Source organism: Kluyvera sp., from assembly GCF_965301105.1.
Genome location: NZ_CBDKZX010000012.1, coordinates 1 through 22,428 on the forward strand (window position 1 = coordinate 1; position 22,428 = coordinate 22,428).

Below are 22,428 nucleotides of genomic sequence, written 5' to 3' on the forward strand. Positions count from 1 at the left end.
AAGAGGTCACTATTCCATGTTAAGCATAAGCTTATTATTGCGGCGTCCGTCACACTTAATCAAATTAAATCTTGTTGTGATTATTTTTGATTATTAGAGTGTTTAGCACCCGGCTGAACAGGGCTGTCGGTTCAGCATCCTCATTTACTGGAGAGCGTTATGGAGATCCTCTACAACATCTTTACCGTCTTTTTTAACCAGGTGATGACCAACGCCCCGCTGCTGCTGGGTATCGTGACCTGTATCGGCTACATCCTGCTGCGTAAAAGCGTGAGCGTGATTATCAAGGGCACCATCAAAACCATTATCGGTTTTATGCTGCTGCAGGCGGGTTCCGGCATTCTGACCAGCACCTTTAAACCGGTGGTGGCGAAAATGTCTGAGGTTTATGGCATCAACGGCGCGATTTCCGATACCTACGCATCCATGATGGCGACCATTGAACGTATGGGCGAGGCCTATAGCTGGGTGGGATATGCGGTGCTGCTCGCGCTGGCGCTGAACATCTGCTACGTGCTGCTGCGGCGAATTACCGGCATCCGCACCATCATGCTCACCGGCCACATCATGTTCCAGCAGGCCGGGCTTATCGCCGTGTTCTTCTATATCTGTGGTTATTCCATGTGGACCACCATTATCTGCACCGCGGTGCTGGTGTCGCTCTACTGGGGGGTTACCTCCAACATGATGTACAAGCCGACTCAGGAAGTGACGGATAATTGCGGCTTCTCCATCGGCCACCAACAGCAGTTCGCGTCGTGGATTGCCTACAAGGTAGCGCCGTATCTCGGTAAAAAAGAGGAGAGCGTTGAAGAGTTAAAACTGCCGGGGTGGCTGAATATTTTCCATGACAATATCGTCTCGACGGCGATTGTGATGACCGTCTTTTTCGGCGCCATTCTGCTCTCCTTCGGCCTTGACGTGGTGCAGGCCATGGCCGGTAAGACCCACTGGTCTATCTATATCCTGCAAACCGGCTTCTCGTTTGCCGTGGCGATTTTCATCATTACCCAGGGCGTACGCATGTTCGTCGCCGAGCTTTCGGAGGCCTTTAACGGCATCTCCCAGCGGCTGATCCCCGGCGCCGTGTTGGCGATTGACTGCGCCGCCATCTATAGCTTTGCACCGAATGCCGTGGTGTGGGGCTTTATGTGGGGCACCATCGGCCAGTTGATTGCCGTTGGCATCCTGGTGGCCTGCGGCTCTTCCATCCTGATTATTCCTGGCTTTATCCCGATGTTTTTCTCCAACGCCACCATTGGCGTGTTCGCGAACCACTTTGGCGGCTGGCGAGCGGCGCTCAAAATTTGTCTGGTGATGGGGATGATTGAAATCTTCGGCTGCGTGTGGGCGGTGAAACTCACCGGCATGAGCGCCTGGATGGGCATGGCTGACTGGTCGATTCTGGCGCCACCGATGATGCAGGGCTTTGCCTCGATTGGACTGATTTTTATGGCCGTCATTATCGTGATTGCCCTGGCTTATATGTTCTTCGCTGGCCGCAGCCTGCGCGCCGAGGAAGATGCACAAAAACAAATGGCAGAAGTTTCTGCTCACTAAGGAGTGTGATTATGACCGTACGTATCCTGGCTGTATGTGGTTGTGGGCAAGGCAGCTCCATGATTATGAAAATGAAAGTCGACCAGTTCCTCAAAGAGCAGGGCGTAGACCATACGGTAAACAGCTGCGCCGTCGGCGAGTACAAAAGTGAACTCAGCGGAGCCGATATCATTATTGCCTCCACCCATGTGGCGAGCGAAATCACCGTCTCCGGCAACAAATACGTGGTAGGGGTGCGCAACATGCTCTCGGCGGCTGATTTTGGCCCGAAGCTGATGGAAGTGATCAACGCGCATTTTCCGAAAGACGTTAAGTAAGGGTCAGTCATGAAGCTACGTGATTCATTGGCGGAAAATCATTCCATCCGCCTGCAGGCAGAAGCGAACAGCTGGCAGGAGGCGGTCAAACTGGGCGTTGACCTGCTGGTGGGGGCCGAGGTGGTTGAGCCTCGCTACTTCCAGGCCATCCTCGACGGCGTGGAGCGTTTTGGCCCCTATTTTGTGATTGCGCCAGGCCTGGCTATGCCGCATGGCCGGCCAGAGGAAGGGGTGAAGAAAAACGGCTTTGCGCTGGTCACGCTGAAAACACCGTTGGTGTTCAACCATGAAGATAACGATCCGGTCGATATCCTTATTACGCTGGCGGCGGTAGATGCCCGCACGCATCAGGAAGACGGCATCATGCAGATCGTCAATCTGTTTGAAGATGAAGCTAACTTCGACCGTTTACGCGCCTGCCGCAGCGAGCAGGATGTTCTGGATTTAATCGATAGCGCCACCGCGGCGGCTGTGTAAGGGAGAATCAAAATGTCATTACCAATGTTGCAGGTGGCGCTGGATAACCAGACGCTGTCCCACGCTTATGAAACCACCCGCCTGATTGCGGAAGAGGTCGATATTATCGAGGTTGGCACCATTCTTTGCGTGGGTGAAGGCGTACGCGCCGTCCGCGATCTGAAGGCGCTGTACCCGCATAAAATCGTGCTGGCGGACGCCAAAATCGCCGATGCGGGCAAAATTCTCTCCCGTATGTGTTTTGAGGCCAACGCCGACTGGGTCACCGTGATCTGCTGTGCTGATATCAACACTGCCAAAGGCGCGCTGGAGGTGGCGAAAGAGTTTAGCGGCGACGTGCAGATCGAGTTAACCGGTTTCTGGACCTGGGAACAGGCACAGGAATGGCGCAATGCGGGTATTCAGCAGGTTGTCTATCACCGCAGTCGCGATGCGCAGGCCGCGGGCGTGGCGTGGAGTGACGCGGATATCAGCGCGATTAAGCGTCTGGCGGATATGGGCTTTAAAGTCACCGTCACCGGTGGGCTGGCACTGGAAGACCTGCCGCTATTCGCCGGCATTCCAATCCACGTCTTTATCGCCGGGCGCAGCATTCGTGATGCGGCATCCCCGGTGGAAGCGGCGCGTCAGTTTAAGCGTTCTATTGCTCAGCTCTGGGGCTAAGGAGCGGCCTATGTTGTCGAAACAAACGCCGCTTGGCATCTACGAAAAAGCGCTCCCTGCCGGGGAGTGCTGGCTCGAACGTCTGCGGCTGGCGAAAACGCTGGGTTTTGATTTTGTTGAAATGTCGGTTGATGAAACCGACGAGCGCCTGGCGCGTCTCGACTGGAGCCGCGAGCAGCGCTTAGCGCTGGTGAGCGCGATTGCCGAAACCGGCGTACGCGTACCGTCGATGTGCCTGAGCGCCCATCGCCGTTTCCCGCTCGGCAGTGAAGATGACGCCGTTCGCAACCAGGGGCTGGAGATCATGCGTAAAGCCATCCAGTTTGCCCAGGATATCGGCATTCGGGTAATTCAACTGGCGGGCTACGACGTTTACTACCAGCAGGCGAACGATGAAACGCGCCGTCGCTTCCGTGACGGGCTCAAAGAGAGCGTTGAAATGGCCAGTCGTGCGCAGGTGACGCTGGCGATGGAGATCATGGATTACCCGTTGATGAACTCGATCAGCAAAGCGTTGGGTTACGCGCACTACCTCAATAATCCGTGGTTCCAGCTCTATCCCGACATCGGCAACCTGTCGGCGTGGGATAACGATGTACAGATGGAGCTTCAGGCGGGGATGGGGCACATTGTGGCCGTACACGTGAAGGACACGAAACCCGGCGTTTTCAAGAACGTGCCCTTTGGTGAAGGCGTTGTCGATTTCGAACGTTGCTTCACCACGCTGCGGGAAAGCGGCTACTGCGGACCCTATCTGATTGAAATGTGGAGCGAAACAGCTGCCGATCCGCTGGCGGAAGTGGCGAAAGCCCGCGATTGGGTGAAAGCGCGGATGGCCCGCGCCGGTTTGCTGGAGGCGGCATAATGAAAACGCTAAAGCAGCAAGTGTTTGAAGCCAATATGGATCTGCCGCGCTACGGGCTGGTGACCTTTACCTGGGGCAACGTCAGTGCGATTGACCGCGAGCGCGGCGTGATAGTGATCAAACCCAGCGGCGTCGCCTATGAGACGATGAGCGTGGACGACATGGTGGTGGTTGATATGGCTGGAAACGTGGTGGAAGGGCGGTTTCGGCCCTCTTCCGATACCGCCACGCATCTGGCGCTATATCAACGCTACCCATCGCTTGGCGGCGTCGTGCATACCCACTCGACTCACGCCACGGCCTGGGCGCAAGCCGGATTGGCGATCCCGGCGCTGGGCACCACTCATGCCGACTACTTCTTTGGCGATATACCCTGTACCCGCGGCCTGAGCGAGGTTGAAGTGCAGGGGGAGTATGAGCTGAACACGGGTAAGGTGATTATCGAAACGTTGGGCGACGTTGAACCACTGCATACGCCAGGCGTTGTAGTTTATCAGCACGGCCCGTTTGCCTGGGGTAAGGACGCGCACGATGCGGTGCATAACGCCGTGGTGATGGAAGAGGTGGCTCGAATGGCGTGGATTGCGCGCGGGATTAACCCAGCGCTCAGCCCCATCGACGGCTATCTCATGAATAAACACTTTATGCGTAAACATGGGCCAAATGCCTACTACGGACAGTAGCAGGCGGCACTAATGTGGCTCCGGAATCTGTACATCCCTGGGATGTGACGGGTCTGATTCCGGAGCCTTTTTTATCGCTATTAGCGATACAGCGCGGCGCTGGCGTGGATCAAGCCGTCGCTGCCCGGTTCATGCACCAGGATTGGCTGGAAGTATTTTGCTCCCTGAGCATCGCTCTCCTGACTGAGCGCCCGATCGGCCTCTTGCTCAGTGGCGATATTATGATTGATATAGATAACCCCCAGGCTGTGAACATCGTCCATGTTACGCGCCTGACGGCCATCGATCTTAATGGCGGCCTGTGCGCTGGCGCTAACCAGTAGCGTAGCGATAATGGCAATCATGATGTTTTTCATACTCGACTCCTGACTCACGGTCCTGACGGTTACTCGGCTCTCCTGTGGTGGTGGGGGGCTTCTGATTTAAGTGTAATCACTCTTTAGCGGATGTATCGCGACCATTTCTGATGCTGTCGTTCAAAAAAATGCATCATCCGTTACTGTTCAATTTTAAATCATCTACTTAGATCAACTTCACGCTTTGTGCGAACTTTTTGTGCAATTAGCTTGAGTTTCAGGGGGGAGGCCAGTATTATGACGCGTCAATTTTTCAGCCGCCCTTTAACACGTTCCTTGCCTCCATGGGCCGCGGCTGACCCAGACAGGAGGCTGAATAATCCGTAAGGAGCAATTCGATGCGTCATTACGAAATCGTTTTTATGGTCCATCCTGACCAGAGCGAACAGGTTCCGGGCATGATCGAGCGCTACACTGCTGCCATCACTGGTGCAGAAGGCAAGATCCACCGTCTGGAAGACTGGGGCCGCCGTCAGCTGGCTTACCCGATCAACAAACTGCACAAAGCTCACTACGTTCTGATGAACGTTGAAGCGCCGCAGGAAGTGATCGATGAGCTGGAAACTACCTTCCGCTTCAACGATGCCGTTATCCGCAGCATGGTTATGCGTACTAAACACGCTGTTACCGAAGCATCTCCGATGGTTAAAGCGAAAGACGAGCGTCGTGAACGTCGCGATGATTTCGCTAACGAAACCGCAGATGATGCTGAAGCTGGGGATTCTGAAGAGTAATTTCTGATGACCAACCGTCTGGTGTTGTCCGGCACCGTGTGCAGGGCTCCCCTTCGAAAGGTCAGTCCATCAGGAATTCCTCATTGCCAGTTCGTGCTTGAGCATCGTTCTGTGCAGGAGGAAGCCGGTTTTCACCGGCAGGCGTGGTGCCAAATGCCCGTTATTATTAGCGGACACGAAAACCAGGCCATTACTCACAGTATAACGGTCGGTAGCGCAGTAACCGTTCAGGGGTTCATCTCTTGCCACAAGGCAAAGAACGGCCTGAGCAAAATGGTTCTGCATGCCGAGCAGATTGAATTGATAGATTCTGGAGACTAGCCATATGGCACGTTATTTCCGTCGTCGCAAGTTCTGCCGTTTCACCGCGGAAGGCGTTCAAGAGATCGACTATAAAGATATCGCTACGCTGAAAAACTACATCACCGAAAGCGGTAAGATTGTCCCAAGCCGTATCACCGGTACCCGTGCAAAATACCAGCGTCAGCTGGCTCGCGCTATCAAACGCGCTCGCTACCTGTCCCTGCTGCCGTACACTGATCGTCATCAGTAATCGGTCACGGTCCATTAATACGACTTTGAGAGGATAAGGTAATGCAAGTTATTCTGCTTGATAAAGTAGCAAACCTGGGTAGCCTGGGTGATCAGGTTAACGTTAAAGCGGGCTACGCTCGTAACTTCCTGGTCCCGCAGGGTAAAGCTGTTCCTGCTACCAAGAAAAACGTTGAATTCTTCGAAGCACGCCGCGCTGAACTGGAAGCCAAACTGGCTGACGTTCTGTCTGCTGCTGAAGCTCGTGCTGCGCAGATCAACGCACTGGAATCCGTAACCATCGCGTCTAAAGCTGGCGACGAAGGTAAACTGTTCGGTTCCATCGGTACTCGCGACATCGCTGACGCTGTAACTGCAGCTGGCGTTAAAGTTGCTAAGAGCGAAGTTCGTCTGCCGAACGGCGTTCTGCGTACCACTGGTGAGCATGAAGTGGACTTCCAGGTTCACAGCGAAGTGTTCGCTAAAGTTATCATCAACGTTGTTGCTGAGTAATCTGCAACCCACGTTTTGATAACAACAAGACGCCGGCCTCGTGCCGGCGTTTTGCCTTTCTGAGCCACCACTTTTCGACTGGCTATTTTTCATCCTTTTCGCGATAATCAAAAAATTAAAACAATATTTTAATTTTTTGGTGAAAGAATGGACACTCTCCGCCAGCATCCGCTATTTTCCCGCAAGAACGTTGTCTACCTCTGTGCCGCTTTCTGCTGTCTGCTGTGGGGCAGTGCTTATCCGGCGATCAAGAGCGGATACGAAATTTTCCAGATTGCTGCCGACGATATCCCGACTAAAATCGTTTTTGCCGGCTACCGCTTTCTGTTTGCCGGACTGCTGCTGTTGCTGCTGGCGATGGCGCAGCGAAAGCCTATCGCACGTTTAAGCCCGCGCCAGTTCGGCCAGCTCACGCTGCTGGGGCTCACGCAGACCTCGCTACAGTACATCTTCTTCTACATCGGTCTGGCCTTCACCACCGGGGTGAAAGGGTCCATCATGAATGCGACCGGAACCTTCTTCAGCGTGCTGCTGGCGCACTTCATCTACCAGAACGACAAACTCAGCTATAACAAGACGCTGGGCTGTATTCTCGGGTTTGCCGGGGTGATGGTGGTGAACTTCAACAGCGGCCTGATGGACTTCAGCTTTAGCCTGCTGGGCGATGGTTCGGTGGTGCTGGCGGCGTTTATCCTGTCGGCGGCATCGCTGTACGGTAAGCGCATTTCCCAGACGGTCGACCCGACGGTAATGACCGGCTATCAGCTGGCGATTGGCGGCCTGGCGCTGGTGATTGGCGGCTACCTGAGCGGCGGCACGCTGACCTTCCACGGTCTCTCCTCGGTGGCGATTCTCGGCTACCTGACGCTGCTCTCCTCGGTGGCCTTTGCGCTGTGGAGTATCCTGCTTAAGTACAACCGCGTCGGGATGATCGCGCCGTTTAACTTCCTGATTCCGGTATCGGGGTCGGTGCTATCGGCAATTTTCCTCGGGGAAAATATTCTCGAATGGAAATATGCGATTGCGCTGGTGCTGGTGTGTTCGGGGATTTGGTGGGTGAATAAGGTTAAGCGGTAAGCCTGATAGCGCTGCGCTTATCAGGCTTACGTTTACCGCGTGTGTAGGCCGGATAAGGCGCAGCCGCCATCCGGCACTGTGTGTGTTTAGCGGGCGCGAATAAAGCTGCCGTCCGCCTGACGGGTAAACAGCACCTGCCCGTTATCGGATTCAATGGTCAGTCCGGTCACCACGCCGTTGGCGTTCTTACGAATCTGTACCTTTTGTCCGTTTTTGAGGTTGCTGAGCGGTTTGCCTGCCCCTTCTACCTGCGCCATCGCGTAAACGTCAGTCGGCGGCAGATTATTGTCGCGGAACAGCTGCGCCATCGTTTTCCCTGCCTCAACCTGATAGGTTCGCCATTCGGTACTGCTGCTGCTTTCCTGGTACGGCTGAGTGCGCGAAACAGGGGCCTGCTCCTGTTCATTTGGCTGCTCTTCCTGCACCGGCTCGGGTGCGACCGGGGCGACCTGGTCGAGGTCGTTAGACGGCGTCACCAGTTGGGCATGCAAAGGCTGCGCGTCGGGCTGCGGCTGTGACTGCGACTGGAAGTCGAGCTGTGCGGTACGGCTGACCGGCGTCACCGGGGCGTCGTCAGCGGAAGGCAACAGGAACCCGACAATGATGGCCAGGGCAGCGACAATCACACCTCGGCGGTGTGCAAGCGGCAACGGATCCAGGATGCGAAGATTGTCCGGCGCGTGCCAGATCTTCTCCAGCAAAGGTTTTAGTTCAAATCTCCCGGGCATGGCTCTCCTCCTGCTCCGTGTCATTGCTATCCATTATAGATAACTGCCTGATGAACGTGCTAAAGCGTTCTCTCATCATATCCTATGGGCGATCGGTATTGTTTCTTTTTCCCGGCAATTTGTCATCTTTCCTGACACAAAGTTTTACCCTGTGCGGCGTGGCTGCTATGCTGCCCGCTACTTTATACCCGAAGAAAGGAAAGACGATGGCCACCCCGACTTTTGACACCATTGAAGCACAGGCAAGCTACGGTATCGGCCTGCAGGTAGGACAGCAGCTAAGCGAGTCCGGTTTGCAGGGTTTACTGCCAGAAGCACTGGTTGCCGGTATCGCCGATGCGCTGGAAGGCAAGCAGCCTGCTGTGCCGGTAGACGTTGTTCATCGCGCGCTGCGTGAAATCCACGAACGCGCTGATGCGGTGCGTCGCGAGCGTTTTGCCGCGATGGCGGAAGACGGCGTGAAATATCTGGAAGAAAACCGTGAGAAAGAAGGCGTGAACAGCACCGAGTCCGGCCTGCAGTTCCGCGTACTGACTCAGGGCGAGGGGGCAATCCCGGCGCGTACCGATCACGTTCGCGTACACTACACCGGTAAACTGATCGACGGCACCGTCTTCGACAGCTCCGTGGCACGCGGCGAACCAGCTGAGTTCCCGGTTAACGGCGTTATCGCTGGCTGGATTGAAGCGTTGACCCTGATGCCAGTCGGCTCTAAGTGGGAACTGACTATCCCTCACAGCCTGGCCTACGGCGAGCGCGGCGCGGGGGCTTCTATCCCTCCGTTCAGCACGCTGGTCTTTGAAGTTGAGTTGCTGGAAATCCTGTAATTCTGGCATTTATCCTCTCTCCGCCTGGGGGGAGGATATAAAATCCTTAAGTTTGATATATCCTGGGATTTAATCTTGCAAATGCCGCTGTTGCGTGTATTTTTGTGAGCTGTTTCCCATAGGTGAGGTGATATAACACTCACTTTAAACATAAAATTAACATTATATTTAAATCATAGTATTCATCCCTCCGATTCTTACCTAATATCGAGACATCCTATAACCGGGATCGTTTTGCATGACGACATAAAGGGCCAGTAGAGCCCGCACAACACAGACAGAAACAACAGGAAGAAAATCACATGGTTGATCAGATCAAAGTCGCTGCTGCTTCAGAGCAGGAGCCGGCTGAACAGTCGCTACGGCGAAACCTTACTAACCGACATATTCAGTTGATTGCGATTGGCGGCGCCATCGGTACCGGGCTGTTTATGGGCTCGGGGAAAACAATCAGTCTCGCAGGGCCGTCGATCATCTTTGTTTATATGATCATCGGTTTTATGCTGTTCTTCGTCATGCGCGCGATGGGTGAGCTGCTGCTCTCCAATCTCGAATATAAATCATTCAGCGACTTTGCGGCCGATCTGCTCGGCCCGTGGGCGGGTTATTTCACCGGCTGGACCTACTGGTTTTGCTGGGTAGTCACCGGGATGGCGGACGTCGTCGCGATCACCGCCTATGCCCAATTCTGGTTCCCCGGGTTGTCTGACTGGGTCGCCTCGCTGGCGGTGGTCCTGCTGCTGCTGGGCCTCAACCTCGCCACCGTGAAGATGTTTGGTGAGATGGAGTTCTGGTTTGCGATGATCAAAATCGTCGCCATTGTGGCGCTGATTATCGTCGGCCTGGTGATGGTACTGACGCACTTTACCTCGCCAACCGGCGTAGAGGCGTCGTTCGCGCATCTGTGGAACGACGGCGGCTGGTTCCCGAAAGGCATTAGCGGTTTCTTTGCTGGCTTCCAGATAGCGGTGTTTGCGTTCGTGGGTATTGAGCTGGTGGGCACCACCGCCGCAGAAACCAAGGATCCGGAGAAATCGCTGCCGCGCGCGATCAACTCGATTCCGATTCGTATCATCATGTTCTACGTCTTTGCGCTGATCGTGATTATGTCCGTGACGCCGTGGAGTTCAGTCGTACCGGATAAGAGCCCGTTCGTTGAGCTGTTCATGCTGGTGGGCCTGCCGGCTGCGGCGAGCATTATCAACTTCGTGGTGCTGACCTCAGCGACCTCTTCCGCCAACAGCGGCGTGTTCTCTACCAGCCGTATGCTGTTCGGTCTGGCGCAGGACGGCGTAGCGCCGAGCCTGTTTGCCAAGCTTTCCAAACGTGCGGTACCGGCGAAAGGGCTGACCTTCTCCTGTATCTGCCTGCTGGGCGGCGTGGTGATGCTGATGGTCAACCCAAGCGTAATCGCGGCTTTCACCATGATCACCACCGTATCGGCGATTCTGTTCATGTTCGTCTGGACGATTATTCTGTGCTCCTACCTGGTGTACCGTAAGCAGCGTCCGCACCTGCATGAAAAATCCATCTACAAAATGCCGCTGGGCAAGGTGATGTGCTGGGTGTGCATGGCGTTCTTCGCCTTTGTTCTGGTCCTGCTGACGCTGGAAACCGATACCCGTGAAGCGCTGATGGTGACGCCGATTTGGTTCATCGTACTGGGGCTGGGGTGGATGTTCCTGCGTAAGAATCAGCGGGCTAAGTAAGATATTTGCCCTCTCTCCGGCCTTCTCCCCAGAGGGCCGTAGAGGAAAACCGTACAAAGCGCCCATTGTGGCGCTTTCTTCGTTTTTGCGCCCCATCTCGTAGCCCCCCTTTTCTCAACGTGCTAATTTCAAAGCCATAAACGAAAAACGTATGGAGATAAAATGCGTCAGAGAACAATTGTTTGCCCGGTGATTCAAAACCAGGGCGAATACCTGCTGTGCAAAATGGCCGACGACCGCGGCGTTTTCCCCGGCCAGTGGGCGCTGTCCGGTGGCGGCATGGAGGCGGGAGAAACCATGGAAGAAGCGCTGCGTCGCGAAATCCGCGAAGAGCTGGGCGATGCGCTGGAGATTACCGAGGTGAAGCCGTGGGCCTTCCGTGACGATGTACGGGTGAAAACCTACGCTGACGGTACCACGGAACAAATCTATATGATTTATCTCATCTTCGACTGCGTGAGCGCCAATCGTGATGTGACGTTTAATGAAGAATTTCAGGAGATTGCCTGGGTGAAACCCGAAGCGTTAGCGGGGCTGGATCTCAACGTGGCAACGCGAGAAACCTTCCGCCAGAAAGGGCTGCTGTAAAAAAACGCCTCCCGAATGGAGAGGCGTGGGATAACGTTATTCGCCTTTGAGCGCGCGCGGGAACAACACGTTATTCTCGAGGCTGATGTGCTCCATCAGGTCGTCAATCAGCTCGTTGATGCCGTTGTACATCGCCTTCCAGGTGGTGCAGGCTTCCGGCGGAATGGTGACGTTCTGGGTAGTGTGCTTGATCACTTCCAGCAGTTCGCCCGCTTCATCGTGCTCGCTTTCCATTACGCTAATCGGCCCGATGGCCTGGCTACCCATCCCCTGTTTGATCATCGGGAACAGAATCTGCTCCTCTTTCATCATATGGCTGGAAAGCTCCTGGTGCAGCATGGTCAGGTATTTGGCCAGCCCTTTCGGTACGTTCGGCTTGTCGGCGTGCACGCGTTCAACTTTGGTCGCCTGCAGAATCAGCTCCGGCAGCTGTTCACGGTGACGGTCGTGATAACGCACCACGATGTGGTCGATGATTTCGGCCAACGGCGCGGCACGCCAGTCTTTTTCCACCGGTTCTTCTGCCAGTTTCGCCAGCTCGGCCTCAATCACGGCAACGTCCAGATCTTTGCGAGTGGCCGCACGGCCAAGCGTCTGCTTACCGCCGCAGCAGTAATCCATATCATATTTACGGAACAGCGCGGATGCGCGTGGGATGGAGAGCGCCAGCTCGCCTAAAGGTTGGTCGCGAAAGGCCATAGCAGTTACCTCGTCATCAATAATATAAGGTGCATTTTAAATGCATCTTTATGGTGAGGATATACCCCTTTATGGGGAGAGGATTTTAAGTGATGGTTGTCACAAAAAATTATTGCCCTTTAACGTGCTGAATCTTATTGAGAATAGCGCTGGTAAGACCTGAATCGATTAAATAAGCCCGTCGTGCTGCCGATAGTGAGACTTCAGATCACCTGCACAAAAAGGCAAATGATGTTTAAAAGAATAAAAGTAATCACCGTACTGATTGTTGTTCTGGTCGCGCTGGGCGCGATGCAGATGATTTCAGCCGGTGTATTTGTACGCGCGCTGAATAACGATAAGCAGAATTTTACCGTCTCTCAGCTTTCCAGCCAGAACGTGGCCGAGTTTACCGACGCATGGATTAGCCTTAACCAGGCTCGCGTGACGCTTAACCGCGGCATGCTGCGTCTGCAGGGGACGATGGCGAGCAGCGTCAACGGCGGCGAGCTGAAAACGCTGGTCGATACGGCGAATAATCTGTTGGCTGAAGCAAAACATCATTACGACAAATATTACGCGCTGCCGGAAACGCCGGGGCTGGATAGTCATCTGTCGGATAGCCTGGAGAAACAGTACGGTATTTATTCCGCCACGCTGGCGCGTATGAATGAGCTGCTGGCGGAAGGCAAACTTGAAGAGATGTTCAAGCAGAACGCCGAACAGAAGCAGCGGGCCATGCAGGCCGTCTATCAAGACTGGCGCGCGGCGCAGGCATCGTTGACGAATGCCGGCATCAAACAAAATGAAAGCGACTATGTGCGTATTCTGTGGACGCTTGGCGCCATCATGTTGCTGGTGGTGGCGGTGATAGTGGTGAGCTGGATAGCCATGCAGCGCGTGTTGCTCAAGCCGTTGCATAGCGTGATGGCGCACATTCGGCATATCGCAGAAGGCGATCTGACCAACGACATCAATACCGAGGGCAGCAATGAAATGGCCCTTCTGGCGCGTAACGTCAACGACATGCAGCAATCATTAGCGAAGACGGTAGGCGTGGTGCGTGAAGGCGCAGATACCATCTATACCGGTGCGGGCGAAATCTCTGCCGGCAGCAACGATCTCTCTTCGCGCACCGAGCAACAGGCGGCGTCGCTGGAAGAGACGGCAGCCAGCATGGAGCAACTGACCGCGACCGTGAAGCAGAACGCCGATAACGCCCGTCAGGCGACGCAACTGGCCCATAACGCTTCGGAAACGGCGCAGAAGGGCGGTAATGTGGTGGACGGCGTGGTGCGCACAATGGACGAAATCGCCGCCAGTTCCAGCAAAATTGCGCAGATTACCAACGTGATTGATGGCATTGCCTTCCAGACCAATATTCTGGCGCTGAATGCCGCGGTGGAAGCCGCGCGCGCGGGCGAGCAGGGGCGCGGTTTCGCGGTGGTCGCCGGGGAAGTGCGTACGCTGGCGCAGCGTAGCGCCCAGGCGGCAAAAGAGATTAAAGCGCTGATTGATGACTCGGGCAATCGCGTCAGCGCCGGTTCCGCGCTGGTACACGAAGCCGGAGAGACCATGGCGGAGATCGTCAACGCGGTGACCCGCGTCAGCGACATCATGGGCGAAATCGCCTCGGCCTCTGATGAACAGAGCCGCGGTATCGACCAGGTGGGCCAGGCGGTTGCCGAGATGGACCGCGTCACGCAGCAGAACGCCTCGCTGGTGGAAGAGTCGGCCAGTGCGGCCGCCGCGCTGGAGGAGCAGGCCGCACGCCTGAACCAAACGGTAGCCGTGTTTAAAATCAGCCGCCAGCAGCAGCGCCAGCCCACACCGGTGAAGAAAGCTTTCGCTCCGGCGGCAAAATCTACGCCGCTGAGCGAAGCGAACTGGGAAACCTTCTAAACCTCAGGACTCAGAAACCGGCACCACCGCCGGTTTCTGCGGTTTCGAGCGCACCGCAATCACTACGCCGATAACCAGCAGTGTAACACCGCTTAGCGTCAATATTGGCGGCATCTCCTGGCGCAACAGGAAGGTGTACAGCAGCCCCGCCAGCGTTTCAAAGACAATCAATGGCCCGAGGATCACCGTCGGTAGCCGCTGGCTCGCCACGTTCCAGCAGAGCGCGCCGACCCACGAGCACAGCACGGCGATGGCCATCATCAGGCCAATAAATACCGCTGGACGCGGGCCAAAAGGCAGTGAGAAATCCGGCGTCTGGGTATTTAGCCATGCGCAGGCCGCGATATAGCCCACGATGGAAACCGGCAGCGTCACCAGCGCCTGTGCGGTCGCCCACATTAATGGCGGCTGATGCGGATTCTCTCGCAGCCAGCGGGCGTTGCGTAGCGCATACCATGCCCAGCACACCACCGAAATACTCGCCAGCGCAATGCCCGAGCCATAGCGCCAGCCGCTAAAGTTCGGTAGCCCCTGATGCAGCTCGGCGACGTTGACGCACAGCAGCCCAAAACCGATCAGTACCAGGGCGGGCATCAGCCGCAGCCAGGAAAGCTTGCCGTCGCGCTGGCTATAAAGCAGGTTGGCGAATACCGGTATCACCACCGGCAATGTGCCGATGATCATCGTGGAAACAGGCGCACCGGTGCGCTGAATCGCGCTGGCCAGGCAGAAGTAATAAATCAGGTTGCCCATCATGGTGAGCCATAGCGCCGTCCACCAGTCTTTGCGCGTGAGCTGGCACAGGCGTGCGCGGCCCAGCCAGGCCAGCGGCAGGGCAATCAGCCCCAGCGCCAGATAGCGCCCCATCGATTGTAATATCGCCGGGTAATCCGGCACGATAAGCGGCCCGACAAAAATCAGCCCCCACATCAAACCCGCTAACAGGGCGTACAGCACACCGCTAATCATCGTGATATCCACTTCGGTTAAACATGCGCAAAGTGTAGGAGGGGAAATGGATTCAGTATTGTACGAGATTGCTGATTAGCGACGGATGACCTGTTTTTGATAACGCACGGGGGTAATGCCATAGCGCTGGGTAAAGGCTCGGGTGAGATGAGACTGGTCGGTCAGGCCGGTGGCCGCTGCGACTTCGGCAGCAGGCATGCCGCGGGTGAGAAACTCTTTGGCGCGCCACAGGCGTACCGCCATCAGCATCTGGTGCGGCGTGACGTGGAAGTGGGCCTTAAACTGGCGCTGGAAGTGCCACGGGCTCAGCGCCGCGACGTTCGCCAGCTCATCGAGCGTGATCGGATGCATGTAGTTGTCGTACAGATAGTCGCGGACGTGGGCGAAGCGGTGAATTCCTTCGGCCAGTACCGGCGTGTGACAGGCCAGCGGCTGGAATGTATCGATTAAATCCAGCAGCAGCCCTTTCTGCGCCAGCGGATCGTCGGTGTGCCATAAGGCATGGATCTGGCGGCCAATTTGCAGCGCGCGAAGCGGATCGTGACGAGTAGCATCTGCAAACCACCAGTGGCGAATGCCGGTGACGCTTTCAAGCAGATCGGGGTCGAGATAAATCATCCGGTAACGCCAGCCGTCGGCGGTTTCTGCTTCGCCGGTATGCAGCTCGTCCGGATTCATGGTGACGATAGAGTGGGTGGGCGCGACATGCTGGGTACCACGATAACGAAAGCGTTCGGCCCCGGCTTCAATCACGCCGATACCAAACGCTTCGTGGGTGTGAGGCTCAAAGGCGTAACGCGAGATATGGGCATGATACAGCTCTAAGCCCGGCACCTGCGCCAGGTGGCGAAAGCGCGCGCTGTCTTTCTCGTCGTTGAACTGTTCTGGTACGCCTTCCACGTCACTTCTCCCTCCGGGTCATCCCTTCATTATCAGAGATGACCTGCGGAGGCGCTACCCCATTTAACCTATCCTTAACGCTTACAGGATACCTTTGACGCTCTCGGCAAGGGGCGTGCTAGGGCGACCAATCAGTTTGCTGAGGGTATGGCTGTCGTCGAACAGGCCGCCTTTAGAGGCGCCGACGTCTGAGTCTGCGAGCATGTCAGCCAGTCCGGCAGGCAGGCCAACGCTCTTCAGCGCGGCGGCAAAATCCGCCTGGCTCAGGTTCTGGTAAACCACGTTCTTACCACTCTGTTTTGCCAGTTCCGCGGCCAGTTCACTCAGCGTCCAGCCGTGGTCGCCCGCCAGTTCGTACACCTTCCCGGCATGACCGTCTTCGGCTATCACGCGCGCGGCGGCAGCGGCGTAATCGGCGCGGGTCGCGGAGGCGATTTTGCCTTCACCGGCAGCCCCGATAAACACACCGTGTTCCAGTGCGGCAGGCGCGCTCGCCAGATAGTTTTCGGTATACCAGCCGTTGCGCAGCAGCGCGAAAGGAATGCCGGAGTCGGCCAGCATTTTTTCCGTGGCGACGTGCTCGTCGGCCAGCCCCAGCGGAGAAGTGTCGGCGTGCAGCAGGCTGGTATAGGCGATGAATTTTACGCCTGCGGCTTTCGCGGCGTTGATGATATTGCGGTGCTGCGGCGCGCGCTGGCCGACTTCGCTGGAGGAGATAATCAGCAGCTTATCGACACCTTGCAGGGCCCTGGTTAACGCCGCTTCGTCGCCGTAATCGGCCTGACGCACAACGACGCCTTTCTGGCTTAGCGCTTCGGCTTTTGCCGGGTTACGGACAACGGCAACGAGTTGGTTGGCGGCAGTGGTGTTGAGTAGGTTAGCAAACACCTGTTGGCCCAGTTGGCCGGTGGCTCCGGTAATCGCGATCATGGGTATTCTCCTTCGTGTTCGTATGATGTTGTGGTAAGCTAACACCATAACTAACTTTTAGTAAGTACGTACGGAAAGGTAAGTATGAAAGAAAATAATCCGACGCTGACGCAAAAGATGCGTAACGGCAATTTGTTTGCCGAGCGCTGTCCCTCGCGAGACGTACTCAAACATGTGACCAGCCGCTGGGGCGTGCTGATTCTGGTGGCGCTGCGTGAGGGCACGCACCGATTTAGCGACCTGCGGCGTAAAATGGGCGGCGTGAGTGAAAAAATGCTCGCCCAGTCGTTGCAGGCGCTTGAGCAGGATGGCTTTATCAACCGCGTTTCCTACCCGGTGGTACCGCCGCATGTAGAGTATAGCCTGACCCCGTTGGGAGAAGAGGTGAGCGAAAAGGTGGCGGCGCTGGCGGACTGGATTGAGGTGAACTTGCCAATGGTGATGGCGCAACAGAGCCCGACACAGGCGTAAAACGTCTGTGTCGGCTCGTTGTTTACTTACTCAAATCCAGCTGATAAATCGCGAAGCCAATGTCATCGGTCGCCACCTGTTTCATCGGATACTGCGCTTTTTCTTTGATAAACGCCGCCGCTTTTTCTGACGGCGAGGTTTCAAAGCGAATATCCAGTTTGGTGTCGCTGTGAATCGGCGCTAAACGCCAGTTGTTGTCCGCCGCCGGGTGAATTTCACCGGCTTTCTTCGACTCGGCGCCAATCCAGGCCGCCAGCACCGAGCGGTTTTCGTCCGGCGAGGCGAAGGCAATGTGGCTGTCACCCGTGCCCGCGAACTTACCGCCGTAGGCACGGTAGTTGTTGGTGGCGACAAGGAACGTGGCGTTTGGATCAATCGGCTTGCCGTTGAAGGTCAGATGCTTAATACGCTCGGCCTTCGGGTTAACGACCTGACATTCACCGTCATAACGTGCAGGCTGAGTGATATCAACCTGATAGTTCACACCGTCAATCACGTCGAAGTTATAGGTGCGGAAGCCGTCCCAGTTGATCAGAGACTGCGGCTTGCTGCTGTGCGGATCGATCTGGTTGAACTGCCCGGCAGAGCACTCCAGCCACTCTTTCACCTCTTTGCCGCTGGCTTTGACCACCACCAGGGTGTTCGGGTAGAGATAAAGATCGGCGGCGTTGCGGAAGGTGAGCTGGCCTTTTTCCACTTCGACATAGCTGGCCGGATCGTTCTTACGGCCACCCACTTTAAACGGCGCGGCGGCAGACAGCACCGGCAGTTTCGCCAGATCCGGATCGCCCTGAATATAGTGCTCAACGTAGGCCTTCTGCGCCATGTTAACCACCTGGACGGTTGGGTCGTCCTGCACCAGCGACAGGTAGCTGTACATGTTGTCGGAGGATTTCCCGATCGGCTTGCTGACGAACTCACGCGTAGCGTCGTGGTCGGCCTTCAGCGCATCGACCAGCTTACTGTCTTCTGCCGCCAGCGATTTCTTCGCCGCCGCATCGTAAATCGGTCGCGCCTGCGCCTGTGCCGAGGTCACTTGCCATTTGCCGCTGTCATTGTTCAGCACCAGATCGACCACGCCCAGGTGATCGCCCCACATCCCCGGCATGACCGCGGGAACGCCATTCAGAGTGCCTTTGGCGATATCCGCGCCTTTAATGCTGGCGAAGTCTTTGCTCGGGAACACCGCGTGGGCGTGGCCGAACATAATGGCGTCAACGCCCGGTACCTGGCTTAAGTAGTAGACCGAGTTTTCCGCCATCGCCTGGTAGGGATCGGCAGAGAGGCCGGAGTGGGCAATCACCACCACCACGTCCGCACCGTTGGCGCGCATCTCCGGCACGTACTTGCGGGCGGTTTCGGTGATGTCGTTAACGGTGACTTTGCCGCTCAGGTTGGCTTTATCCCAGGTCATGATCTGCGGCGGCACAAAGCCGATATAGCCGATTTTCAGCGTGTGCTTGCTGCCATCTTTATCGACTACGTCCGTTTCTTTAATCAGATACGGAGTAAACATCGGTTTTTGGGTCTTAACGTCGATGATATTGGCGTTAATATACGGGAATTTCGCACCCGCCAGCGCTTTGTGCAGATAATCCAGACCGTAGTTGAACTCGTGGTTGCCGAGGTTACCCACCGTGTAGTCGAGCAGGTTCATCGCTTTATACACCGGGTGCGTATCGCCCTGCTTTAACCCTTTTGCTGCCGCGTAGTCACCCATTGGGCTACCCTGAATAACATCGCCGTTATCCACCAGCACGCTGTTCTTCACCTCGTCGCGAGCGGCGTTAATCAGGCTCGCCGTGCGGACCAGGCCGAACTTCTCGGTGGCGGTATCTTTGTAGTAATCAAAATCCATCATATTGCTATGAAGATCGGTGGTTTCCATGATACGGAGGTCCACCGTTGCCGCATTGACGCTGGCGGCGATCAGCGTGGCCAGAAGCGTTGCGCTAAACTTGATCATCAGAGGCATCCTTTTTTTCGATCTAAGACACAGATTTAAATGTATTTGTTTTCTGTTGCTTACAAGGATGTGAATCATGCCAGAAAATCATGACGGGAAATCGGCAGCGGTTCACAGTTATCCGGAACGATGATGGGAATAGCGGATTAAGCGGCAATACGATATAAATAAAACAATAAGTTAACACCACTGTAATTTTAACGAGGTGGAAAATGTTAGAACAAGTCTGTCAGCTTGCGCGCGATGCGGGCGATGCCATCATGGACGTGTACGATGGTAAGCAGCCGTTAGACATCGCCAGCAAGAAAGATGATTCGCCGGTGACTGCGGCCGACATCGCCGCTCACCATGTGATTATCAAAGGCCTGAAGGCGATGACGCCGGAAATCCCGATTCTCTCCGAAGAAGATCCGCCGGGCTGGGACGAGCGCCAGCACTGGCAGCGCTATTGGCTGGTGGACCCGCTGGACGGCACTAAGGAGTTCATCAAACGCAACGGTGAATTCACCGTCAACATCGCGCTGATTGAGAATGGCAAAGCGGTACTGGGTGTGGTCTACGCGCCGGTGCTGAAGGTGATGTATAGCGCCGCCAACGGCAAGGCGTGGAAAGAAGAGTGCGGCGTGCGTAAGCAAATTCAGGTGCGCGACGCTAACCCGCCGAAAGTGGTGGTTAGCCGCTCGCACTATGCCAACGATGACGAGCTGAAAGAGTATCTGCAACAGTTAGGCGAGCATGATACGGCGTCGATTGGTTCGTCGCTGAAGTTCTGCCTGGTGGCGGAAGGCGAAGCGCAGCTTTACCCGCGCTTCGGGCCAACCAACATCTGGGATACCGCGGCGGGACACGCCGTCGCCGCCGCTGCCGGCGCGCACGTCAACGACTGGCAGGGTAAAACGCTGGATTACACCCCGCGCGAATCGTTCCTTAACCCCGGCTTCCGCGTTTCAATTTTTTAATTCAACAGCTTATGCAGCAGGGCGACGACCTGCTGCACTTCTGCCGCCGTCAGGCCACCGTCTTTTGCCCACTGCACTCGCCCGTCTTTATCCAGCACCACAATCGCTGAACTGCCTTCTTCAAGCTGCCAGGCTTTGCGCACTACGCCGTCGCTATCGACGACAAACTGCGACCACGGGAACAGCTTCTTATTGCTTTCAATGCTGCTGCGCACAAACATCGATGAACCCGGAATGGCGTCATCGGTATTCACGATGGTGGTGGTCTGATAGCGATCGTGCGGCAGATTGGCGGCCTTAATGGCTTCAATCAACGAGGCGTTTTTCTCTTTTGCTGACGAACGTCCGGCAATATGTTGCACGACGCGCACTTTGCCGGGGAGCTGCGCGCTATTCCAGCTTTTATAGCTAAACTTATCGTTATCAAGAATGAGTTCACCGCGATCGGCCACGCCAACGGGGGCCACGCGTTGTCCATTTGTGAAATTATGTGCGGCTGCCATTAACGGCATTAACAGGCATGAAACCGCAAGAAGCGTACGTAGAGTCATGGTTTTTCCTTTTTATATGCAGGTGATCCGACCACTTGGTCGATGCTTTTAATCATAAGTGCGATTAATGGAGTTTTCCCGCAAAGGCGGTGCCAGTTTGTGGAGGAACGCACACAATCTCACGAAAATGAAGCCTTATACTGTCTTCGTCGTATAGCTGAAAAGAATGTTCTGAATTATTGTAATAAAAAAGTAAATTAGGACCTCTATGATAGAGGACCTCTGTTGTTATGGACTATAGTTAACGAGTACTTCACTTTGCGCCCCGGAGCGTTGAAGCCAAATGTGGATCAACTAGGGCGTAGTACTCGCAGGAGATTAGAATGAAAATTTTCCAACGCTACAACCCGCTTCAGGTTGCGAAGTATGTTAAGACCCTGTTTCGTGGACGGTTGTATATCAAGGACGTTGGCGCTTTTGAATTTGATAAGGGTAAAATTCTTATCCCAAAAGTCAGAGACATCCAGCACCTTTCTGTGATGTCTGAAGTGAACCGTCACGTACTGCGTCTTCAGACCGAAATGGCCTAACGCAGATATCACGCGGTAGAATTAAAAACGGCTCCTTATGGGAGCCGTTGATGTTTTTAGCCCTTCATCGCCGCATAGCGCTTGCGGTACTCCCCCGGCGGAATGCCGTTGTGTTTGCGGAACACCTTCGTGAAATAGACCGGGTCGCTATAGCCGATCGACAGCGCTACTTTATTCAGCGGCAGCGTGGTGGTCTGCAGTAACCACTTTGCCCGATTCACCCGCTGCATCTCGCGCCAGGCGTAGATGGTTTGCCCTAACTCATTCTTAAACAGATGCGCCAGTCTGGAAGGCGACAGGAAAACCATCGCTGCCAGCGTCTCAATTTTCATCTCCTGGGCAATATTTTCGTTCAGGTAATCACAGATAGCGTTGATGCGCGGGTCGTGGGCGTGGCGGTTGCTGATCGGCTGTAGCTGGAAGCAGCTCAAAATAAGCCGCTCCAGCGCGTTCATCGCCAGCGCTTCGGCGAGCGGGGCGGTATCGTTGTGGTGATGGATAACCTCATAAAAAAGATCGCGTAGCGCCTGCTGCTGCTGGGGATCGTTCACCTTGGTTTTGCCAATACTGTGGGTCGTGTGGTCCCACTTGAGCCAGTCGATCCAGTAAGGACGTGGAATAAAGTAGATCCACAGGTGGTCCCAATGTTCGCTGTGCTCATCGCGCCCGTAGTGGTGTGGCACGCCAGGCGGGAACAGCAGCAGTTCGTTTTCGCCAAACAGCAGCGACCCTTCTCCCGCCTTCGCGCGCGCCTGGCCGCGCAGGGTCAGGTTGATAATATAACCCTTCATCCCCTGCGGGCGGTTGATGTAGTAGTCGAGCTTTGAACCGCGAGTAATAGGCGTAAAGCCAGCGACGACCCAGGCGTTGAAGGTGAAAGTTTTTATCAATGGTGAGAAGTGCAAAAGCGCATTGATATCTAACTCCATAACTCCTCCGCCCGT

Annotated in this window: 27 protein-coding genes; 18 read left to right on the top strand and 9 right to left on the bottom strand. The window is 55.5% G+C overall.

The window, feature by feature from the left end:
- Positions 1 to 159 precede the first annotated feature (159 nt).
- Genes ulaA through ACW14G_RS07240 form a run of 6 tightly spaced genes read left to right on the top strand, consistent with a single transcriptional unit; the run spans position 160 to position 4,565 of the window.
- Positions 160 to 1,560, top strand: a complete 1,401-nt coding sequence (gene ulaA / locus ACW14G_RS07215; protein ID WP_249022420.1) for a PTS ascorbate transporter subunit IIC — start codon at positions 160 to 162, stop codon at positions 1,558 to 1,560.
- Positions 1,561 to 1,571: 11 nt separating this feature from the next.
- The gene (ulaB, locus tag ACW14G_RS07220) at positions 1,572 to 1,877 is read left to right on the top strand and encodes a PTS ascorbate transporter subunit IIB (protein ID WP_163445848.1); all 306 of its coding nucleotides are present in this window, start codon (positions 1,572 to 1,574) and stop codon (positions 1,875 to 1,877) included.
- Positions 1,878 to 1,886: 9 nt separating this feature from the next.
- The gene (ulaC, locus tag ACW14G_RS07225) at positions 1,887 to 2,354 is read left to right on the top strand and encodes a PTS ascorbate transporter subunit IIA (RefSeq protein ID WP_167577050.1); all 468 of its coding nucleotides are present in this window, start codon (positions 1,887 to 1,889) and stop codon (positions 2,352 to 2,354) included.
- Positions 2,355 to 2,366: 12 nt separating this feature from the next.
- Positions 2,367 to 3,017: a 3-keto-L-gulonate-6-phosphate decarboxylase UlaD gene (locus ACW14G_RS07230; RefSeq protein ID WP_163445846.1), complete on the top strand. Its 651-nt coding sequence runs from the start codon at positions 2,367 to 2,369 to the stop codon at positions 3,015 to 3,017.
- Positions 3,018 to 3,027: 10 nt separating this feature from the next.
- On the top strand, positions 3,028 to 3,882 hold the full coding sequence (locus ACW14G_RS07235) for an L-ribulose-5-phosphate 3-epimerase (RefSeq protein WP_167577049.1): 855 nt from the start codon (positions 3,028 to 3,030) through the stop codon (positions 3,880 to 3,882).
- Positions 3,882 to 4,565, top strand: a complete 684-nt coding sequence (locus ACW14G_RS07240) for an L-ribulose-5-phosphate 4-epimerase (protein WP_223803446.1) — start codon at positions 3,882 to 3,884, stop codon at positions 4,563 to 4,565. The genes ACW14G_RS07235 and ACW14G_RS07240 overlap by 1 nt, the downstream gene beginning before the upstream one ends.
- A gap of 80 nt (positions 4,566 to 4,645) precedes the next feature.
- Here ACW14G_RS07240 and ACW14G_RS07245 read toward each other — a convergent pair whose 3' ends face one another.
- Complete coding sequence (locus ACW14G_RS07245; protein ID WP_163445843.1) at positions 4,646 to 4,921, bottom strand: YdgH/BhsA/McbA family protein; 276 nt, start codon at positions 4,919 to 4,921, stop codon at positions 4,646 to 4,648.
- A gap of 338 nt (positions 4,922 to 5,259) precedes the next feature.
- On the opposite strand from ACW14G_RS07245, the gene rpsF reads away from it, so the two are divergent.
- The 5 genes from rpsF (at position 5,260) to ACW14G_RS07270 (ending at position 7,776) form a co-directional block, all read left to right on the top strand.
- Positions 5,260 to 5,655: a 30S ribosomal protein S6 gene (gene rpsF / locus ACW14G_RS07250; RefSeq protein WP_001216676.1), complete on the top strand. Its 396-nt coding sequence runs from the start codon at positions 5,260 to 5,262 to the stop codon at positions 5,653 to 5,655.
- 6 nt (positions 5,656 to 5,661) lie between these two features.
- On the top strand, positions 5,662 to 5,976 hold the full coding sequence (gene priB, locus ACW14G_RS07255) for a primosomal replication protein N (protein WP_153687702.1): 315 nt from the start codon (positions 5,662 to 5,664) through the stop codon (positions 5,974 to 5,976).
- Between the two features lie 4 nt (positions 5,977 to 5,980).
- The gene (gene rpsR / locus ACW14G_RS07260) at positions 5,981 to 6,208 is read left to right on the top strand and encodes a 30S ribosomal protein S18 (protein WP_000135199.1); all 228 of its coding nucleotides are present in this window, start codon (positions 5,981 to 5,983) and stop codon (positions 6,206 to 6,208) included.
- Between the two features lie 41 nt (positions 6,209 to 6,249).
- Entirely contained in the window at positions 6,250 to 6,699 is a 450-nt protein-coding gene (gene rplI, locus ACW14G_RS07265; protein ID WP_064546889.1) for a 50S ribosomal protein L9, read from the top strand.
- Positions 6,700 to 6,846: 147 nt separating this feature from the next.
- A complete protein-coding gene (locus ACW14G_RS07270) occupies positions 6,847 to 7,776 on the top strand; it encodes a DMT family transporter (RefSeq protein ID WP_163445841.1) in 930 nt (309 codons plus the stop codon).
- Positions 7,777 to 7,862: 86 nt separating this feature from the next.
- Here the strand turns inward: ACW14G_RS07270 and ACW14G_RS07275 are convergent, their stop codons facing one another.
- On the bottom strand, positions 7,863 to 8,504 hold the full coding sequence (locus tag ACW14G_RS07275; RefSeq protein ID WP_167577048.1) for an OapA family protein: 642 nt from the start codon (positions 8,502 to 8,504) through the stop codon (positions 7,863 to 7,865).
- 206 nt (positions 8,505 to 8,710) lie between these two features.
- On the opposite strand from ACW14G_RS07275, the gene fklB reads away from it, so the two are divergent.
- The 3 genes from fklB (at position 8,711) to nudI (ending at position 11,628) form a co-directional block, all read left to right on the top strand.
- Positions 8,711 to 9,331, top strand: a complete 621-nt coding sequence (gene fklB, locus ACW14G_RS07280; protein WP_035893271.1) for an FKBP-type peptidyl-prolyl cis-trans isomerase — start codon at positions 8,711 to 8,713, stop codon at positions 9,329 to 9,331.
- Positions 9,332 to 9,633: 302 nt separating this feature from the next.
- Positions 9,634 to 11,040 carry a D-serine/D-alanine/glycine transporter gene (gene cycA / locus ACW14G_RS07285; protein ID WP_163445839.1) on the top strand — a complete coding sequence of 469 codons (1,407 nt, stop codon included), beginning with the start codon at positions 9,634 to 9,636 and terminating at the stop codon, positions 11,038 to 11,040.
- Positions 11,041 to 11,202: 162 nt separating this feature from the next.
- The gene (gene nudI / locus ACW14G_RS07290; RefSeq protein ID WP_163445838.1) at positions 11,203 to 11,628 is read left to right on the top strand and encodes a nucleoside triphosphatase NudI; all 426 of its coding nucleotides are present in this window, start codon (positions 11,203 to 11,205) and stop codon (positions 11,626 to 11,628) included.
- Between the two features lie 36 nt (positions 11,629 to 11,664).
- Here the strand turns inward: nudI and ytfE are convergent, their stop codons facing one another.
- The gene (gene ytfE, locus ACW14G_RS07295) at positions 11,665 to 12,327 is read right to left on the bottom strand and encodes an iron-sulfur cluster repair protein YtfE (protein ID WP_167577047.1); all 663 of its coding nucleotides are present in this window, start codon (positions 12,325 to 12,327) and stop codon (positions 11,665 to 11,667) included.
- 231 nt (positions 12,328 to 12,558) lie between these two features.
- On the opposite strand from ytfE, the gene ACW14G_RS07300 reads away from it, so the two are divergent.
- Positions 12,559 to 14,208 carry a methyl-accepting chemotaxis protein gene (locus ACW14G_RS07300; RefSeq protein ID WP_249023375.1) on the top strand — a complete coding sequence of 550 codons (1,650 nt, stop codon included), beginning with the start codon at positions 12,559 to 12,561 and terminating at the stop codon, positions 14,206 to 14,208.
- Positions 14,209 to 14,211: 3 nt separating this feature from the next.
- Here ACW14G_RS07300 and ACW14G_RS07305 read toward each other — a convergent pair whose 3' ends face one another.
- The 3 genes from ACW14G_RS07305 to ACW14G_RS07315 all read right to left on the bottom strand — a co-directional run bounded on the left by ACW14G_RS07305 (position 14,212) and on the right by ACW14G_RS07315 (position 17,007).
- Positions 14,212 to 15,177, bottom strand: a complete 966-nt coding sequence (locus ACW14G_RS07305) for a DMT family transporter (protein WP_167577046.1) — start codon at positions 15,175 to 15,177, stop codon at positions 14,212 to 14,214.
- 75 nt (positions 15,178 to 15,252) lie between these two features.
- Positions 15,253 to 16,077 carry an AraC family transcriptional regulator gene (locus tag ACW14G_RS07310; protein ID WP_249022418.1) on the bottom strand — a complete coding sequence of 275 codons (825 nt, stop codon included), beginning with the start codon at positions 16,075 to 16,077 and terminating at the stop codon, positions 15,253 to 15,255.
- An 81-nt stretch (positions 16,078 to 16,158) separates the two neighbouring features.
- Positions 16,159 to 17,007 carry an SDR family oxidoreductase gene (locus ACW14G_RS07315; RefSeq protein ID WP_249022417.1) on the bottom strand — a complete coding sequence of 283 codons (849 nt, stop codon included), beginning with the start codon at positions 17,005 to 17,007 and terminating at the stop codon, positions 16,159 to 16,161.
- Between the two features lie 84 nt (positions 17,008 to 17,091).
- Between ACW14G_RS07315 and ACW14G_RS07320 the strand changes: the two genes are divergently transcribed.
- Entirely contained in the window at positions 17,092 to 17,478 is a 387-nt protein-coding gene (locus tag ACW14G_RS07320; protein ID WP_064546910.1) for a winged helix-turn-helix transcriptional regulator, read from the top strand.
- 22 nt (positions 17,479 to 17,500) lie between these two features.
- On the opposite strand, the gene cpdB is transcribed toward ACW14G_RS07320, so the two are convergent.
- The gene (cpdB, locus tag ACW14G_RS07325; protein ID WP_249022416.1) at positions 17,501 to 19,444 is read right to left on the bottom strand and encodes a 2',3'-cyclic-nucleotide 2'-phosphodiesterase; all 1,944 of its coding nucleotides are present in this window, start codon (positions 19,442 to 19,444) and stop codon (positions 17,501 to 17,503) included.
- Between the two features lie 212 nt (positions 19,445 to 19,656).
- On the opposite strand from cpdB, the gene cysQ reads away from it, so the two are divergent.
- Positions 19,657 to 20,403 carry a 3'(2'),5'-bisphosphate nucleotidase CysQ gene (gene cysQ / locus ACW14G_RS07330; protein ID WP_249022415.1) on the top strand — a complete coding sequence of 249 codons (747 nt, stop codon included), beginning with the start codon at positions 19,657 to 19,659 and terminating at the stop codon, positions 20,401 to 20,403.
- On the opposite strand, the gene ACW14G_RS07335 is transcribed toward cysQ, so the two are convergent.
- The gene (locus tag ACW14G_RS07335) at positions 20,400 to 20,954 is read right to left on the bottom strand and encodes a YtfJ family protein (protein ID WP_163445829.1); all 555 of its coding nucleotides are present in this window, start codon (positions 20,952 to 20,954) and stop codon (positions 20,400 to 20,402) included. The genes cysQ and ACW14G_RS07335 overlap by 4 nt on opposite strands.
- Positions 20,955 to 21,277: 323 nt before the next feature.
- Between ACW14G_RS07335 and ACW14G_RS07340 the strand changes: the two genes are divergently transcribed.
- Positions 21,278 to 21,484 (top strand): DUF1107 domain-containing protein, encoded by a 207-nt coding sequence (locus tag ACW14G_RS07340; RefSeq protein ID WP_064546918.1) that lies wholly within the window; start codon positions 21,278 to 21,280, stop codon positions 21,482 to 21,484.
- Positions 21,485 to 21,540: 56 nt separating this feature from the next.
- On the opposite strand, the gene araC is transcribed toward ACW14G_RS07340, so the two are convergent.
- Complete coding sequence (araC, locus tag ACW14G_RS07345) at positions 21,541 to 22,413, bottom strand: arabinose operon transcriptional regulator AraC (RefSeq protein ID WP_249022414.1); 873 nt, start codon at positions 22,411 to 22,413, stop codon at positions 21,541 to 21,543.
- Positions 22,414 to 22,428 lie beyond the last annotated feature (15 nt).

Coding starts and splice junctions, on each gene's coding strand:
- ulaA (WP_249022420.1), top strand. CDS start 160: ATGGAGATCCTCTACAACATCTTTACCGTCTTTTTTAACCAGGTGATG.
- ulaB (WP_163445848.1), top strand. CDS start 1,572: ATGACCGTACGTATCCTGGCTGTATGTGGTTGTGGGCAAGGCAGCTCC.
- ulaC (WP_167577050.1), top strand. CDS start 1,887: ATGAAGCTACGTGATTCATTGGCGGAAAATCATTCCATCCGCCTGCAG.
- ACW14G_RS07230 (WP_163445846.1), top strand. CDS start 2,367: ATGTCATTACCAATGTTGCAGGTGGCGCTGGATAACCAGACGCTGTCC.
- ACW14G_RS07235 (WP_167577049.1), top strand. CDS start 3,028: ATGTTGTCGAAACAAACGCCGCTTGGCATCTACGAAAAAGCGCTCCCT.
- ACW14G_RS07240 (WP_223803446.1), top strand. CDS start 3,882: ATGAAAACGCTAAAGCAGCAAGTGTTTGAAGCCAATATGGATCTGCCG.
- ACW14G_RS07245 (WP_163445843.1), bottom strand. CDS start 4,921: ATGAAAAACATCATGATTGCCATTATCGCTACGCTACTGGTTAGCGCC.
- rpsF (WP_001216676.1), top strand. CDS start 5,260: ATGCGTCATTACGAAATCGTTTTTATGGTCCATCCTGACCAGAGCGAA.
- priB (WP_153687702.1), top strand. CDS start 5,662: ATGACCAACCGTCTGGTGTTGTCCGGCACCGTGTGCAGGGCTCCCCTT.
- rpsR (WP_000135199.1), top strand. CDS start 5,981: ATGGCACGTTATTTCCGTCGTCGCAAGTTCTGCCGTTTCACCGCGGAA.
- rplI (WP_064546889.1), top strand. CDS start 6,250: ATGCAAGTTATTCTGCTTGATAAAGTAGCAAACCTGGGTAGCCTGGGT.
- ACW14G_RS07270 (WP_163445841.1), top strand. CDS start 6,847: ATGGACACTCTCCGCCAGCATCCGCTATTTTCCCGCAAGAACGTTGTC.
- ACW14G_RS07275 (WP_167577048.1), bottom strand. CDS start 8,504: ATGCCCGGGAGATTTGAACTAAAACCTTTGCTGGAGAAGATCTGGCAC.
- fklB (WP_035893271.1), top strand. CDS start 8,711: ATGGCCACCCCGACTTTTGACACCATTGAAGCACAGGCAAGCTACGGT.
- cycA (WP_163445839.1), top strand. CDS start 9,634: ATGGTTGATCAGATCAAAGTCGCTGCTGCTTCAGAGCAGGAGCCGGCT.
- nudI (WP_163445838.1), top strand. CDS start 11,203: ATGCGTCAGAGAACAATTGTTTGCCCGGTGATTCAAAACCAGGGCGAA.
- ytfE (WP_167577047.1), bottom strand. CDS start 12,327: ATGGCCTTTCGCGACCAACCTTTAGGCGAGCTGGCGCTCTCCATCCCA.
- ACW14G_RS07300 (WP_249023375.1), top strand. CDS start 12,559: ATGTTTAAAAGAATAAAAGTAATCACCGTACTGATTGTTGTTCTGGTC.
- ACW14G_RS07305 (WP_167577046.1), bottom strand. CDS start 15,177: ATGATTAGCGGTGTGCTGTACGCCCTGTTAGCGGGTTTGATGTGGGGG.
- ACW14G_RS07315 (WP_249022417.1), bottom strand. CDS start 17,007: ATGATCGCGATTACCGGAGCCACCGGCCAACTGGGCCAACAGGTGTTT.
- ACW14G_RS07320 (WP_064546910.1), top strand. CDS start 17,092: ATGAAAGAAAATAATCCGACGCTGACGCAAAAGATGCGTAACGGCAAT.
- cpdB (WP_249022416.1), bottom strand. CDS start 19,444: ATGATCAAGTTTAGCGCAACGCTTCTGGCCACGCTGATCGCCGCCAGC.
- cysQ (WP_249022415.1), top strand. CDS start 19,657: ATGTTAGAACAAGTCTGTCAGCTTGCGCGCGATGCGGGCGATGCCATC.
- ACW14G_RS07335 (WP_163445829.1), bottom strand. CDS start 20,954: ATGACTCTACGTACGCTTCTTGCGGTTTCATGCCTGTTAATGCCGTTA.
- ACW14G_RS07340 (WP_064546918.1), top strand. CDS start 21,278: ATGAAAATTTTCCAACGCTACAACCCGCTTCAGGTTGCGAAGTATGTT.
- araC (WP_249022414.1), bottom strand. CDS start 22,413: ATGGAGTTAGATATCAATGCGCTTTTGCACTTCTCACCATTGATAAAA.